The organism is Bradyrhizobium sp. NDS-1 (assembly GCF_032918005.1).
GTDB lineage: Bacteria > Pseudomonadota > Alphaproteobacteria > Rhizobiales > Xanthobacteraceae > Bradyrhizobium > Bradyrhizobium tunisiense.
This window is the reverse complement of sequence record NZ_CP136628.1, coordinates 3,940,425-3,953,488: the sequence shown is the minus strand read 5'-3', so window position 1 is coordinate 3,953,488 and position 13,064 is coordinate 3,940,425. Positions and strand designations below refer to the sequence as shown.

Sequence of the window (13,064 nt, the reverse complement as noted above, 5' to 3'; positions counted from 1 at the left end):
GCGGCCTGATTGATCTGCGTCAACTTGGCGACCGCGACAGTAGCCATGGGCCCGCTGCGGCGCTGCCGTCAAGGCGGACTCCGGTTCGGGGACCTACGACCTTCGCAGGAGCGAGACGGCACGGCGGGGCGGATTTCGGCAGCAGCTTTCGTCTCAGTTTTCGAAAGCTTCGGAAAACGCTACTTCGCCGGGATCATCCGAACGAGGTCATGCGGATTGACATAGTCGAGCTGATAGCGCGCCCGCTCGTCCAGCATGTCCGGATCAATCCTCGACGTGCGCAGCAGCGATACCCGCTGCTCGCTCCTGGCGCGCTCGCGCTTGAGCTGGGCCAGTTCGCTCGTCAGCGCGATGATCTCCTGGTCGAGTTCCTGGCGGGCGTTGAGGCCGTATTTGCCGGTATAGGCGTTGACGCCGAAATAGCCGACGATGGCGATCGCCATCGCGTAGAGGGCAAGGCCGGTCAGAATCGATTTCAGACGCGCGCGGGAGACCATCTAGGGAAGATGGGACAAGTTGGTTAAGGGAGTGCTAATTCCAGGCCACTCCCGTCGTCATGCCCGGGCTTGTCCCGGGCATCCACGTTCTTCGGTGCGTGGGCAAAGACGTAGATGGCCGGGACAAGCCCGGCCATGACGGAGAGAGTACGGGCTCAGCCCTGATGTTTCGCCACGTGCGCGGCGAAGGCGTCGATGTATTGCTGCAGCACCGTCTTCAGGGAGTCCTTGGTCAGTTCTCCGTTCGCGTCGAACGCATCGCCGACGGCGTTGAGATAGATTTCCGGCTGCTGGAGCAGCGAGCCGGAAATACCCGGCAGGATGTTCTGCAGATGCTTGGCAGCGCTGACGCCGCCGAGCGGGCCCGGCGAGTTCGAGACGATGCCGACCGGCTTCCCGAGGAGCGAGCTCTTGCCATAGGGGCGCGAGGCGACGTCGATGGCGTTCTTGAGGACGCCCGGGATCGAGCGATTATATTCGGGGGTGACGAACAGGACGCCGTTCGATTTCTGGAGCTTGTCGCGGAAGGCCAGCCAGTCCGCGGGCGGCGCGCCTTCGAGGTCCTGGTTGAAGAACGAGATGCCCGCAGGTGTGATGACCTCGAGCTTGAGCGAGCTTGGCGCAAGCTTGGCGAGCGCGTTGGCGATCTTCAGCGAAAAGCTCTCCTTGCGCAGGCTGCCGGCGATCGTGACGACGTTGTAGGCCATGAGGTGTCCTTGAAACCTTGAGGGAAATGCGCGATGGCACTTAAGCGATCCGGACCGATGGATGCAAGTGCATGTACCGGTCCGATTTAGAAACGTAGCGTTTCGCGAAAGCAGATGGTTCAGACAATTCGGGCCGCCAAGGGGCGGCCCGATCCTTGCGCACGGATACTGACCCCGCTCAGAGCGTCGGATTCCACGCCGCCCGGATCAGGCGATACTTGGCGCCGTCCTTCTCGACATGGCCGACCGACGGGAACGAGAAGTGGAAGCCGACCACGGTCGCCTTCTCCGCAGCCGCCATGTCGTAGAATTTGTGACGCGTCTCCTGCGCCATCGCAGCATCCATGTCGAACGCGACGTGCCAGTCCGGATTGCGCAGGAAGAATTCCGGGATGTTGGTGACGTCGGACTGGATCAGCACCTTGGAATTGCCCGATGCAACCGCAAACGAGGTGTGGCCGGGCGTGTGGCCCGGCGTTGCGATGGAGGTGATGCCCGGCGCGACCTCCTTGCCCCACTCGTACTTCGTCACCTTGGACTCGAGACCGGCGAAGGTTTTCTTCACGTTGGCGAAATTGCTCTTCAGCCCCTGATTGGACTCGGCTTTGGCGGCGTTGTCCTCACTGGTCCAGAACTCCCACTCCTTGCCGGGCACCATGACCTCCGCGTTCGGAAAGGCCAGGGCGCCGTCGGCCAGGCGGATGCCGTTGATGTGGTCGCCGTGCATATGCGACAGCAGCACGACGTCGACGCTCTTGGGGTCGACGCCGGCAGCCTGGAGGTTCTGCAATGTGCGGCCGACGGCGCCCTTGCTCGCCTCGAAATTGGCAATGCCGTTGCCGGTATCGATCAGCACCAGCTTGGAGCCGGTATTGATGAGCTGTGGGTTGAACGGGATCGTGACCATGCCCTTCGGCATGTAGGCCGCCTCGCCTGCGGCCAGCGCTTCGTCCTTCGACAGATTGACGACGAACTTGTCCGGCATCGGGAAGGTGCGCGCACCGTCATTGATCGAGGTGCACTCGTAGCTGCCGACCTTGTAGCGATAGAAGCCCGGCGCCTGCGTCCCCGCTTGCGGCGCTGCGGCCCTGGCGGTGATGGGCCCAAGCCCGGTCAAGGCAGCCGCGCCCGTCGCGGCGGCGCCTGCAAGCAGGTGGCGGCGATTCAAATCAGTCATGAAGAGGTCCCTTCTGAGCGCCCCGCGGCTTTTCCGCGTTCAAATGGCGGCGGAATAATCTCCCGCCTCGCTCAGAAGGCAAGACCTTCCTTCGGTGACCTGCGGTCGCAGATCACGATTATTTATTCGGGTTGATGAGGAATTTTTCGCCCGTGGCGCGCTTGGCGTACACCGCGATGTTGGCGGGATCGAGCACCTCGGGCAGCGACACCACCTTGGTGTAATGGCTGGCGAAGGTGGTCTTGAGCTCGGACGCGACGCGCTGACGCAGACGACCGATCTCGGCCGGGCCGATCTTCTGGAGGAACGGGGTGAGCAGCCAGCCACCGACGCCCCAGCTCAGGCCGAACGAGCGGTTCAGCTCGGTCGGGCGCGTGTCGAGGCTACCGTAGATATAGACCTGCTTGTACACGTTGGAGCCGTAGCGGCTGTATTCCTTCGCGGTCTTGTTGGCCGCGACTTCCATGGCGGTCAGAATCTGGCTCGCCAGCTTGCCGCCGCCGATGGCATCGAAGGCGATGGTGGCGCCGGTCTCGACCAGCGCATTGGTGAGATCGTCCATGAAGCCTGGCGCGCTGGAATCCACGACGTGCCTGGCGCCGATCTTGTGCAGGATCTCGGCCTGCTCCTTGCTCCTGACGATGTTGACGAGGCCGATGCCGTCCTTGATGCAGATCTTGTTGAGCATCTGGCCGAGATTGGACGCAGCGGCGGTGTGCACGAGCGCCTTGTGGTTCTCGCGCCGCATCGTCTCGGTCATGCCGAGCGCAGTCAGCGGATTGACGAACCAGGATGCGCCGTCGGCGGCCGTGGTGCCGGCCGGCAGCTCCATGACGTCGCGGACCTTCAGCACGCGGTACTGCGTGTACATCGCGCCGCCGATCATCGACACCGTCTTGCCCATCAGGGCTTTGGCCGCATCCGAGGATCCGGCCCCGATCACCGTGCCGGCGCCCTCGTTGCCGACCGGCAGCGACTGATCGAGCCGGGCTCCCATCATCCGCATCGCGGCCTCAGGCATGGTCGCGGTGATGACCGGCATCTCCTTCGTGCCCGAGGCCTTGGCAGCCGACATGTCGGCGGGCCCGATCAGGAGGCCCAGGTCGGACGGGTTGATCGGGGTCGCCTCGACGCGAACCACGACCTCGTCGTCGGCGGGCTCGGGTGTCGGGACATTCACGAGGGACAATTCCAGCTCGCCGCTCTTCTTCAACAGCGAACGCAATTGCAGTCCGGTCTTGCCGTCGCTCATGTCGATCCTCCCCTGTCCGTCTTTGCGCGGCGCCGGCTTATGCCAGCGCCTTCAGTGCCGCCTTGCCGCCGTAGAGCGCCTGCTTGCCGAGCTGCTGCTCGATGCGCAGGAGCTGGTTGTATTTGGCGGTGCGATCGGAACGCGCAAGGGAGCCGGTCTTGATCTGGCCGCAATTGGTGGCGACCGCGAGGTCGGCGATGGTGGAATCCTCGGTCTCGCCCGAGCGGTGCGACATCACCGAGGTGTAGCCGGCCTTGTGCGCCATCTCGACGGCGGCGAGCGTCTCGGTCAGCGTGCCGATCTGGTTGACCTTGATCAGGATCGAGTTGGCCCGGCCCGCCTTGATGCCTTCGGCGAGGCGCTTGACGTTGGTGACGAAGAGATCGTCGCCGACGAGCTGGCACTTCTTGCCGACGAGGTCGGTGAGCTCCTTCCAGCCGTCCATGTCGTCTTCCGACATGCCGTCCTCGATGGTGACGATCGGATAGCGCGCAACCAGGTCGGCAAGATACTTGGCCTGCTCGGAGATCGAACGGGTCTTGCCCTCGCCTTCGTAGACATATTTTCCGTCCTTGAAGAACTCGGTCGAGGCGCAGTCGAGGCCGAGCACGATGTCGCTTCCCGCCTTGAAGCCGGCCTTGCCGATCGCGTTCATGACGAATTCCAGCGCGGCATCGGCCGATGGCAGGTTCGGGGCGAAACCGCCCTCGTCGCCGACATTGGTGTTATGGCCGGCCTTCTTCAGCTCGGACTTCAGCGTGTGGAAGACCTCAGCGCCGTAGCGCAGACCCTCGGCAAAGGACGACGCGCCGACGGGCAGGATCATGAATTCCTGGAAGTCGATCGGGTTGTCGGCATGAACGCCGCCGTTGATGATGTTCATCATCGGCACCGGCAACAGGCGCGCCGAGGTGCCGCCGACGTAACGGTAGAGCGGCATGTCGAGCGAGTTCGCCGCGGCCTTGGCGCAGGCGAGCGAGACGCCGAGGATGGCGTTGGCGCCCAGCCGGCTCTTGTTCGGCGTGCCGTCGAGGTCGATCATGATCTGGTCGACCTGGGCCTGCTGCTCGACGTCGAGGCCGCTCAGGGCCTCGAAGATCTCGCCGTTGACGGCACCGACCGCCTTGGTGACACCCTTGCCGAGATAGCGGGCCTTGTCGCCGTCGCGCAGTTCCACCGCCTCATGGGCGCCCGTCGATGCGCCCGACGGTACGGCGGCGCGGCCGAGCGCGCCATCCTCCAGCACGACATCGACCTCGACGGTGGGATTGCCCCGGCTATCGAGGATTTCGCGGCCGATGATGTCGATGATGGCGGTCATGATGTGCACTTCCGTTCGTTAGGTTTGATCGGTTCGCCGCGGGTCTTACACGGGCCGTAAGCAAATGTGAACGCTTGGACGGTGGGCTTCGACTGACGCGTGAAGCGGCCGGGGCTAAGCTTGAAAGCGACTGATTTGCGCGTCCAACCTCAATCTGAACCTGCCGGGGTAACGCCATGAATCGCCGCCAGTTTCTCGCTTCGAGTACCGCCCTGTTGGTGGCCCGCCCAGGTTTTGCTCAGGACGGCCCGTTCCGGACAAAATATTACCCGATCAGTGCCGGCATCGGCCTGCACGATCTCGCGCCCGCCCCTGACGGTTCGGTCTGGTTCACGGCGCAGGGCAAGGGCCTGCTCGGCAGGCTCGATCCCCGGGATGGCCGTTTCAAGACGGTCGGCCTCGGTCCGGGCGCAGTTCCCCATGGCGTGACCATCGGCCCCGACGGCGCGCCCTGGATCACCGAGGGCGGCCAGAACGCGATTGCGCGTGTCGATCCCGGCGATCTCAAGGTCACCCTGTTCCGCCTGCCGGAGAAGTTTGCCTACGCCAACCTCAATACCGGCGTGTTCGACAAGGAAGGCATCTATTGGTTCACCGGCCAGTCCGGCTATTACGGCCGCCTCGCGCCGAAGTCCGGCGAAATGATTGTGTTCAGGGCGCCCAAGGGCGTCGGCCCCTACGGCATCACCGTGACGCCCAAGGGCGATGTCTGGTACGCCTCGCTCGCCGGCAGCTACATCGCGAAGATCGATCGCGCGACGGGTGATGTCGCAATGGTCGAGCCGCCGACGTCCAACCAGGGCGCGCGGCGGGTGTGGTCGGACTCGAAAAGCCGGATCTGGGTCAGCGAATGGAACAGCGGCCACGTCTCCGTGCACGATCCCGCCGATGGCTCGTGGAACACCTGGAAGCTGCCGGGCGAACGCCCCCGCGCCTACGCCGTCTTTGTCGACGACAAGGACAAGGTCTGGCTGACCGACTTCTCCGCCAACGCGATTCTTCGCTTTGATCCTGCCACGGAGAAATTCGACGTGTTCGCCAGCGACAAGGCCAATGCCGCCGTCCGCCAGCTCGACGGCAGGCCGGGCGAGCTCTGGGGCTGCGAGTCCGGTAACGACCGGATCGTCATGATCCAGACCATCGCCGCCGGTTGACGACAGCGGCATTTGCGTCCATCCCGGCATTGAAACAGGATGTGACGACGATGGCGAAAAACTCCCTCCAGCTCGGCCGCGCGGTCGAGTGGCCGGATACACCGGAGAAGGCCCAACTCGACCGCGTGCCCAATCCGCAGAAGGGCACCGACTATCTGGTGCGCTTCACCGTGCCGGAATTCACCTCGCTCTGTCCGGTCACGGGGCAGCCCGATTTCGCGCATCTGATGATCGACTACGCGCCGGGCCCGTGGCTGCTGGAGTCGAAATCGCTGAAACTCTACATCGCGAGCTTCCGCAACCACGGCGCCTTCCACGAGGACTGCACCGTGATGATCGGCAAGCGCATCGCTTCCGAGATCAAGCCGAAATGGCTGCGCATCGGCGGCTACTGGTATCCGCGCGGCGGCATTCCGATCGACGTATTCTGGCAGACCGGCCGCGTGCCGAAGGGCCTGTGGGTGCCCGAGCAAGGCGTCGCGCCCTATCGCGGACGCGGCTAAGCCTCTCTCGTGTCCCGACGGTGCGGCGCTGCATCCGGGGAACAGGCATCAGCATCGATGGCCAATCAATAGGCGCTCAGCAAATCCACCTTCGCATTCGCCAACACCAGCCTGCGTGCCAGGATCGCGGCGAGATTGCGCATGATCTTCAAGGCCGTCTCCGGGTGCAGGCGGCGGTAATCGGCAAAGCTGTCCAGCGGCAGTTCGAGGCAGGCGACGGGCGTATCGGCGACGACATCGGCGCTGCGGCGTCCCTCCAGAATCGCCATCTCGCCGAACTCCATGCCGGGGCCGAGGGAAGCGAGCCTCACACCGCTCGGCAGTTTCACGCTGACCATGCCGCTCTCGAGGAAGAACAGCGACTTTGCGGGCTCCCCGGCCGCGATGATGCGCTGGCCAGCCGCGTAACGCCGCGCGGTCGAGAGCTTGACGATGGCGGCGATCTCGTCGGCGTCGAGCTCAGCGAGCAGCGCCTGCTCGTGAAGATGCGTACTCTCCTTCACGTCGGTGAAGCCGCCAAAGCGATAGATCACCTGGTCCTCGGCCCATTCGATGGCATCGTCGAGCAGCGTGAAGTGCCGCAGCCGGCGCGAATCCGCGGCGCGGGCGGAGATCGCGCGCCAGACCGCGGAGGTCTCCTCCAGACCCGACAGAATCGTAAAGACGCCGCCATGACCGAGTGCGGTCAGCGTCTCGCCCAGCAGTTCGGCACCCGCCGCAGTGATGTCGGGCACGCGGCGGAAATCGATGATCAGAAACGGCGCGTCCGGCGGATCGCTGTTGAGCTTTCGCGTCACATAATCGATGGTGGCGAAATTCATCGCGCCGACCAGTTCGAGCACACGCACGTCGCTGTGGCGGTCGTCGAGAATCTGCTGCTCGTGCGGCTGGCGGCTGCGGCGCGAGGAGATCCCGTAGATGTCGTAGTCCGCCATGATGCTGGTACGAACGTCGGCGTTGCGGTTCAGCATGTGCAGATCGTAGCGCGCCGACAACGCTTCGCAGACCTTCAGGCCGCGCACGCTGTTGAAATGATCGTCGAGCAGCGGCGAGAAGGTGCCGAGCCCGAGCTGCGAGGGCAGCGCCGCGACGATGCCGCCGCCGACGCCGCTCTTGGCGGGAATGCCCACGCGATAGGTCCACTCGCCGGCATAATCGTACATGCCCGAGCTCGTCATCACCGACAGCGTGCGCGCGACAATGTGCGGCGTGATCACCCGCACGCCCGTCACCGGATTGATGCCGCGGTTGGCGAGCGTTGCCGCCATCACCGCCAGATCGCGCGCGGTGACGAGAATGGCGCATTGGCGGAAATAGACGTCGAGCACGGCGTCGACGTCGTCAGGCAGCACCGCGTAGTTCCGGAGCAGCCAGGCAATGGCACGGTTGCGATTACCGGTCGCCGTTTCCGAGGCATGAACGGCATCATCGACGCCGAGCTGGCGGCCAGCGAACTCGCTGAGCTTGGCGTGAACGCGCTCGAAGGCGCCCTTCCCGTCCATCCCGTAGATGAGGCCCGAGCAGGCGATGGCGCCTGCATTGACCATCGGGTTGAAGGGCCGGTTGTCGTTGGTGAGCCGGATCGAATTGAACGCTTCGCCGCTCGGTTCGACGCCGATGGTGGCCGCGACACGCTCTTCGCCGACCATCTCCAACGCCAGAGCGAAGACGAACGCCTTCGACACCGACTGGATCGTGAACGGTACCGCGCTGTCGCCAACCTCGTAGACATGGCCGTCGATGGTGACGAGCGCGATGCCGAAATGATCGGGGTTGGCGCGCGTCAGCTCGGGGATATAGTCGGCGAGCAGGCCGGAATGATCGAGCCTGAACTCCTCGTGGCAATTGGTCAGGAAACGGCTAAGCGGGGGCCTGGTGGGATACCCGGTCGGTCCAGGCGTGCCTGCTGAGCTTGGCAAACGGTCGGGCTGCGCATCCACGGTCTCACACCTCGATTTGCCCAGATTAAAAGCAATTCGTGTGCCATGCATACGCGATCGACGGTGTCCTGGTGGGGGCGACGCCCCGTTCAAGGGCTGCCTGGACCTTCGCGCGCGTCCGCCGGCGCGCGCTGCTTGAGCAGCCGGGCACAGACGACGCCCAGCACCACCATGATCCCTGCGCTCGCGAACAGCGTCGGCATCTTGCCGGCGTGCTGGAGCCCGAAGCCATAGGCGAGCGGCCCCACCGTCTGCCCCATGAAAAAGAAGAACGAATGCAGTGACAGCGCAGTCGCACGCGCCTCGACCGAAAGCTCGCTGGCGAAGACCTGCAGACAACCATGGGCGATGTAAAAGCCCCACCCCATCACGACGAGATTCAGGGCCTGCACTTCCCAGCGTGGCCCAAAGGCGACGGCAATGAGCTGCGAGGCCACCAGCGTCATGCCGGAGATCATCATGCCCTTCACGCCCAGCCAGGGCAGCAGGCGCGACACGGTCAGCGTGTAGAACAGGCCGCCGACCGCAAAGCCCGCGATGACGATGCCGGCGATCGACAGCGAGGTCTGCCCGAGCTCGAACAGGAACGAGGCGATGTAGGGAAACAGGCCGAGCACGCAGCAGCCTTCGATGAACACCGCCGAGTAGCAGACATAGGCGTTCGGATTGGTGAAGATGGTGCGATAGCCGGCCTTGAGCGCCGACAGGCTGGTCTTCGGCGGATGCTGGACCTTGGCGCCGTGAAAGCCGGCCGCGACCGCGATCGACGCCACGATGACGAGCGCGCCCAGCACCGCCAGCACGCCGCGCCAGCCCAGGAAATCGCCGATCAGCCCGGAGGCCGAGGCGCCGAGCAGATTGCCGGTCATGGCGCCGGCGAGCGTACGGCTGATCGCGACCTGGCGTTTCTCCGGCCCGACGAGATCGCTGGTCAGGCTCAGCGCCACCGGAAACACGCCGCCCGAGCCGATGCCGGCAAGGATGCGGGTCGCGAACAGAACCGAGAACGAGGACGAGAGGGCGCCGAGGATGTTGGCAAGGCCGAGCAGCGCGAGACAGCCGATCATCAGCCGCGTCTTGCCGAACAGATCGGCGGCGGCGCCGACGATGGGTTGGATGATCGAGAAGGTGAAGGCGAACACCGCGGCAAAGCCCGCGGCGGTCGCGATGCTGACGCCAAAATCCTCGGCGACATGCGGCAGCACCGGATCGAGCGCGCGCGCCGACAGCGCTGCGGCAAAGCTCGCGCCTGATATGACGTAAAGCGCTGTCGGCAAGCCGTGATCTTGCGGCCGTGCCTCGCCTTGCTGCATCAGCGCGGGTTCTTTGCCAGCGCGTCGAACGCCATCAGCCTGGCGATCAGGCCCTCGAACTCACGCAGCGGCACCATGTTGGGGCCATCGGAGGGCGCACGATCAGGATCGGGATGGGTCTCGATGAAGACGCCGGCGACGCCGACCGCAACGGCCGCGCGCGCCAGCACCGGCACGAATTCGCGCTCGCCGCCCGAGGACGTCCCCTTCCCGCCCGGCTGCTGCACCGAATGGGTGGCATCGAAGATGACAGGCGCGCCGGTGGTGCGCGCCAGGATCGGCAGCGCGCGCATGTCGGAGACCAGCGTGTTGTAGCCGAAGGACGCCCCGCGCTCGGTGACGAGTACATTCGGATTGTTGGCACTGGTGATCTTCGTGACGACATTCGCCATGTCCCATGGCGCCAGGAACTGCCCCTTCTTGACGTTGACAACCCTGCCGGTCGCAGCGGCAGCGAGCAGGAGATCAGTCTGCCGGCACAGGAAGGCCGGGATCTGCAGGATGTCCACGGCTTGCGCCACCTCGGCGCATTGCGTGGCATCGTGCACGTCGGTCAGGACAGGCAGGCCGAGCGAGGATCGGATCTCCGCGAAGATCGGCAGCGACTGCGAAAGGCCCAGCCCCCGCGCAGCGGATGCGCTGGTGCGATTGGCCTTGTCGAAGGAGGTCTTGTAGACGAGGCCGATGTTCAGCCGCGCGGCGATCTCCTTGAGCGCGGAGGCGACCTCCAACGCATGCTGGCGGCTTTCGAGCTGGCAGGGTCCCGCAATGATCGCAATCGGCAGATCGTTGCCGAACTTGACCGTGCCAATGGTAACGACCGGTGCCGCTGAATGCGAAGAGCTCAAGGCAAATCCCTCGTTTCGCCGCGACCATAGCCGCCATGGGGGTCGGATCAACCCCATTCGGCCCGGGCCGTTCGAATATCAGGGTTGCGCCAGGGGCCCCAATGAGGCCGCGCAGCGCCGGCCGGCGCTCACTTCACCGCCGAGAAAGCGGTCGGCGCCAGAATCTGGCTGACGATGTTGGCAACGATCTGGCCGTCGGCTTCGCTCTCGGCACGCGCCTTCATCCAGTCCGGATCCGTCATGAACGCGCCCCACTTCTTCTCGCGCTCGGCAAGCGAGTCCCAGGCCAGGAAATAGGTCAGCTCCTGGTTGGATTCGCCGATCACGGTGGTGAAGAACCCGGCCTGCTTGATGCCGTGCTTTTCCCAGATCTTCAGCGTGGCGGTCTCGAACCGCTTCAGCAGTGCCGGCAGGCGGCCGGGCAGGCAACGATACTGGCGCATTTCGTAGATCATTCATGGTCCTCCCTGACAGGAGCGGCGGTTATACCCGCTGGCTACAACTCTGTCTTGAGCCTCGCCCGGGCGCCCCTCATGGCGTTTCGTGCATAGCTCGATAGCGGGGGGCCGGCGCTCTTGATAATGTGCAGGCTCGGTGCGGCGTATCAGCCGCCGACAAACCGAGAGCAATCGGCGAAACGACCGAAGCGATCAGAGGAGGCAGAGGCAATGACCTATTTTGATCTCGGATCCTACAGCCGCAAAATCACAACGACTTCGCCTGATGCGCAGCTCTGGTTTGACCGAGGGCTCAACTGGGTGTTCGGATTCAACCACGGCGAGGCGATCAAATGTTTTCGCAAGGCGCTCGAGTTCGATAACAGCTGCGCCATGGCGCACTGGGGCATCGGCTACGCCGCGGGTCCCAACTACAACCTGCCCTGGGTCCGCTATGACACACAAGGCCGTCAAATGGCGCTCGCGGCATCATACGATGCGACGCAGGACGCGCTCGCGCAAGCGGATAAGGCGAGCCCGGTTGAGCGAGCCCTGATCCGCGCCTTATCTGCGCGCTATCCGCAGCGTGAAGCGATCGAGGACATGGCGCCGTGGGACAAGGCCTTCACACGAGAGATGCGAAAGGTCTTAGCCACATATACCGACGATCTCGAGGTCAGAGCCATCTTTGCCGAATCGATCATGAACGAGACGCCGTGGCTGATGTGGGACCTTGAGTCTGGAGAACCAACCAAGGGCGCCGGCACCGAGGAATGCAGGGCCGTGCTCGAACAAGCTTTCGATCGATGGCCGGCAGCGTGGAATCATCCGGGACTGCTTCATCTCTACGTCCACCTCATGGAGATGTCGCCCTTCCCGCAACGGGCGATGCGGGCTGGCGACCGACTACGCGCGATCGTTCCCGATAGCGGCCATCTGATCCACATGCCGACGCATCTCGACGTGCTCTGCGGGCAGTACAACGACGTCCTGCTCTACAATCAGAAGGCGCTGACGACCGACCGCCGGTTCCTCGCTTATTCGGACGATCCGGGGGTCTACTTGGTCTATGTCATCCACAACTTCCACTTCGCCATCTACGGCGCGATGTTCCTGGGTCAATACACCCCCGCCATCGCAGCGGCCGAGGAACTCATTGCCACCGTGCCCGAGCCAGTGCTGCGCATTCAATCGCCCCCCATGGCGGACTTCCTGGAAGGCTACTTGACGATGAAGCAGCACGTTCTCGTGCGTTTCGGCAAATGGCAAGACATCATTGCCCAACAGCTGCCGGAGGATCGCGAGCTATACTGCTCGGTGACGGCGATGATCCACTACGCCAAGGCGGTGGCTCATTCGGCGCTTGGCCATGTCACTGAGGCCGAAACTGAGAAAGCGTTGTTCGCACAGGCGAAGACGCGCGTGCCGGAGAGCCGGCTCGTGCACAACAACAAGGTCGTAGCCCTGCTCGGCGTGGCCGAAGCCATGCTGAATGGCGAACTGGAATATCGCAAAGCCAACTACGACCTTGCGTTCGCTGAGCTGCGCAGATCCGTCGCGCTCAGCGACGCCCTGCCCTATGACGAGCCGTGGGGATGGATGCAGCCACCGCGTCACGCACTCGGCGCGCTGCTGCTGGAGCAGGGACGGATCGAGGAAGCCGAGGCGGCGTACCGTTCCGATCTCGGCCTCGATGGAAAGCTGAGCCGGGCCTGCCAGCATCCCGATAATCTGTGGTCGCTTCACGGCTTGCACGAATGTCTCATGCGGCGTGACGACAAGGCCGAGAGGCCGCTGATCAAACAGCGACTTGACCTCGCCCAGTCGCGGGCGGAGGTGCCGATCAAGGCATCTTGCTTCTGCCGCAGGATGGACATCGCGGCGGCGTAGCCGGACGTGCGAGCAAGACTTCGTC

12 protein-coding genes are annotated in these 13,064 nt (G+C 64.2%); 3 read left to right on the top strand and 9 right to left on the bottom strand.

The features are described 5' to 3' along the window. Positions 1 to 179: 179 nt before the first annotated feature. The 5 genes from RX330_RS18640 to eno form a co-directional block, all read right to left on the bottom strand. The gene (locus tag RX330_RS18640; RefSeq protein ID WP_212090456.1) at positions 180 to 497 is read right to left on the bottom strand and encodes an FtsB family cell division protein; all 318 of its coding nucleotides are present in this window, start codon (positions 495 to 497) and stop codon (positions 180 to 182) included. Positions 498 to 652: 155 nt separating this feature from the next. Beyond that, positions 653 to 1,204 (bottom strand): NADPH-dependent FMN reductase, encoded by a 552-nt coding sequence (locus RX330_RS18635; protein WP_212090247.1) that lies wholly within the window; start codon positions 1,202 to 1,204, stop codon positions 653 to 655. A gap of 178 nt (positions 1,205 to 1,382) precedes the next feature. Further along, positions 1,383 to 2,381, bottom strand: a complete 999-nt coding sequence (locus tag RX330_RS18630) for an MBL fold metallo-hydrolase (RefSeq protein ID WP_212090244.1) — start codon at positions 2,379 to 2,381, stop codon at positions 1,383 to 1,385. Between the two features lie 118 nt (positions 2,382 to 2,499). Next, entirely contained in the window at positions 2,500 to 3,633 is a 1,134-nt protein-coding gene (locus RX330_RS18625; RefSeq protein WP_212090241.1) for a zinc-binding dehydrogenase, read from the bottom strand. 37 nt (positions 3,634 to 3,670) lie between these two features. After that, the gene (gene eno / locus RX330_RS18620) at positions 3,671 to 4,954 is read right to left on the bottom strand and encodes a phosphopyruvate hydratase (protein WP_317239366.1); all 1,284 of its coding nucleotides are present in this window, start codon (positions 4,952 to 4,954) and stop codon (positions 3,671 to 3,673) included. Between the two features lie 176 nt (positions 4,955 to 5,130). Here eno and RX330_RS18615 point away from each other — a divergent pair, with 176 nt between their 5' ends. Next, positions 5,131 to 6,108 carry a lyase gene (locus RX330_RS18615; protein WP_317239365.1) on the top strand — a complete coding sequence of 326 codons (978 nt, stop codon included), beginning with the start codon at positions 5,131 to 5,133 and terminating at the stop codon, positions 6,106 to 6,108. A gap of 50 nt (positions 6,109 to 6,158) precedes the next feature. Further along, positions 6,159 to 6,611, top strand: a complete 453-nt coding sequence (queF, locus tag RX330_RS18610) for a preQ(1) synthase (protein ID WP_212090232.1) — start codon at positions 6,159 to 6,161, stop codon at positions 6,609 to 6,611. A 65-nt stretch (positions 6,612 to 6,676) separates the two neighbouring features. On the opposite strand, the gene glsA is transcribed toward queF, so the two are convergent. The 4 genes from glsA to RX330_RS18590 form a co-directional block, all read right to left on the bottom strand. Continuing rightward, positions 6,677 to 8,551 (bottom strand): glutaminase A, encoded by a 1,875-nt coding sequence (glsA, locus tag RX330_RS18605; RefSeq protein WP_317239364.1) that lies wholly within the window; start codon positions 8,549 to 8,551, stop codon positions 6,677 to 6,679. An 89-nt stretch (positions 8,552 to 8,640) separates the two neighbouring features. Continuing rightward, positions 8,641 to 9,864, bottom strand: a complete 1,224-nt coding sequence (locus RX330_RS18600) for an MFS transporter (RefSeq protein ID WP_317239363.1) — start codon at positions 9,862 to 9,864, stop codon at positions 8,641 to 8,643. Then, positions 9,864 to 10,712: a 3-deoxy-8-phosphooctulonate synthase gene (gene kdsA / locus RX330_RS18595; protein WP_317239362.1), complete on the bottom strand. Its 849-nt coding sequence runs from the start codon at positions 10,710 to 10,712 to the stop codon at positions 9,864 to 9,866. The genes RX330_RS18600 and kdsA overlap by 1 nt, the downstream gene beginning before the upstream one ends. Positions 10,713 to 10,840: 128 nt before the next feature. Beyond that, positions 10,841 to 11,167, bottom strand: a complete 327-nt coding sequence (locus RX330_RS18590) for an NIPSNAP family protein (RefSeq protein ID WP_212090219.1) — start codon at positions 11,165 to 11,167, stop codon at positions 10,841 to 10,843. A gap of 213 nt (positions 11,168 to 11,380) precedes the next feature. On the opposite strand from RX330_RS18590, the gene RX330_RS18585 reads away from it, so the two are divergent. Further along, on the top strand, positions 11,381 to 13,039 hold the full coding sequence (locus RX330_RS18585; protein WP_317239361.1) for a hypothetical protein: 1,659 nt from the start codon (positions 11,381 to 11,383) through the stop codon (positions 13,037 to 13,039). The last annotated feature ends 25 nt before the right edge of the window (positions 13,040 to 13,064 follow it).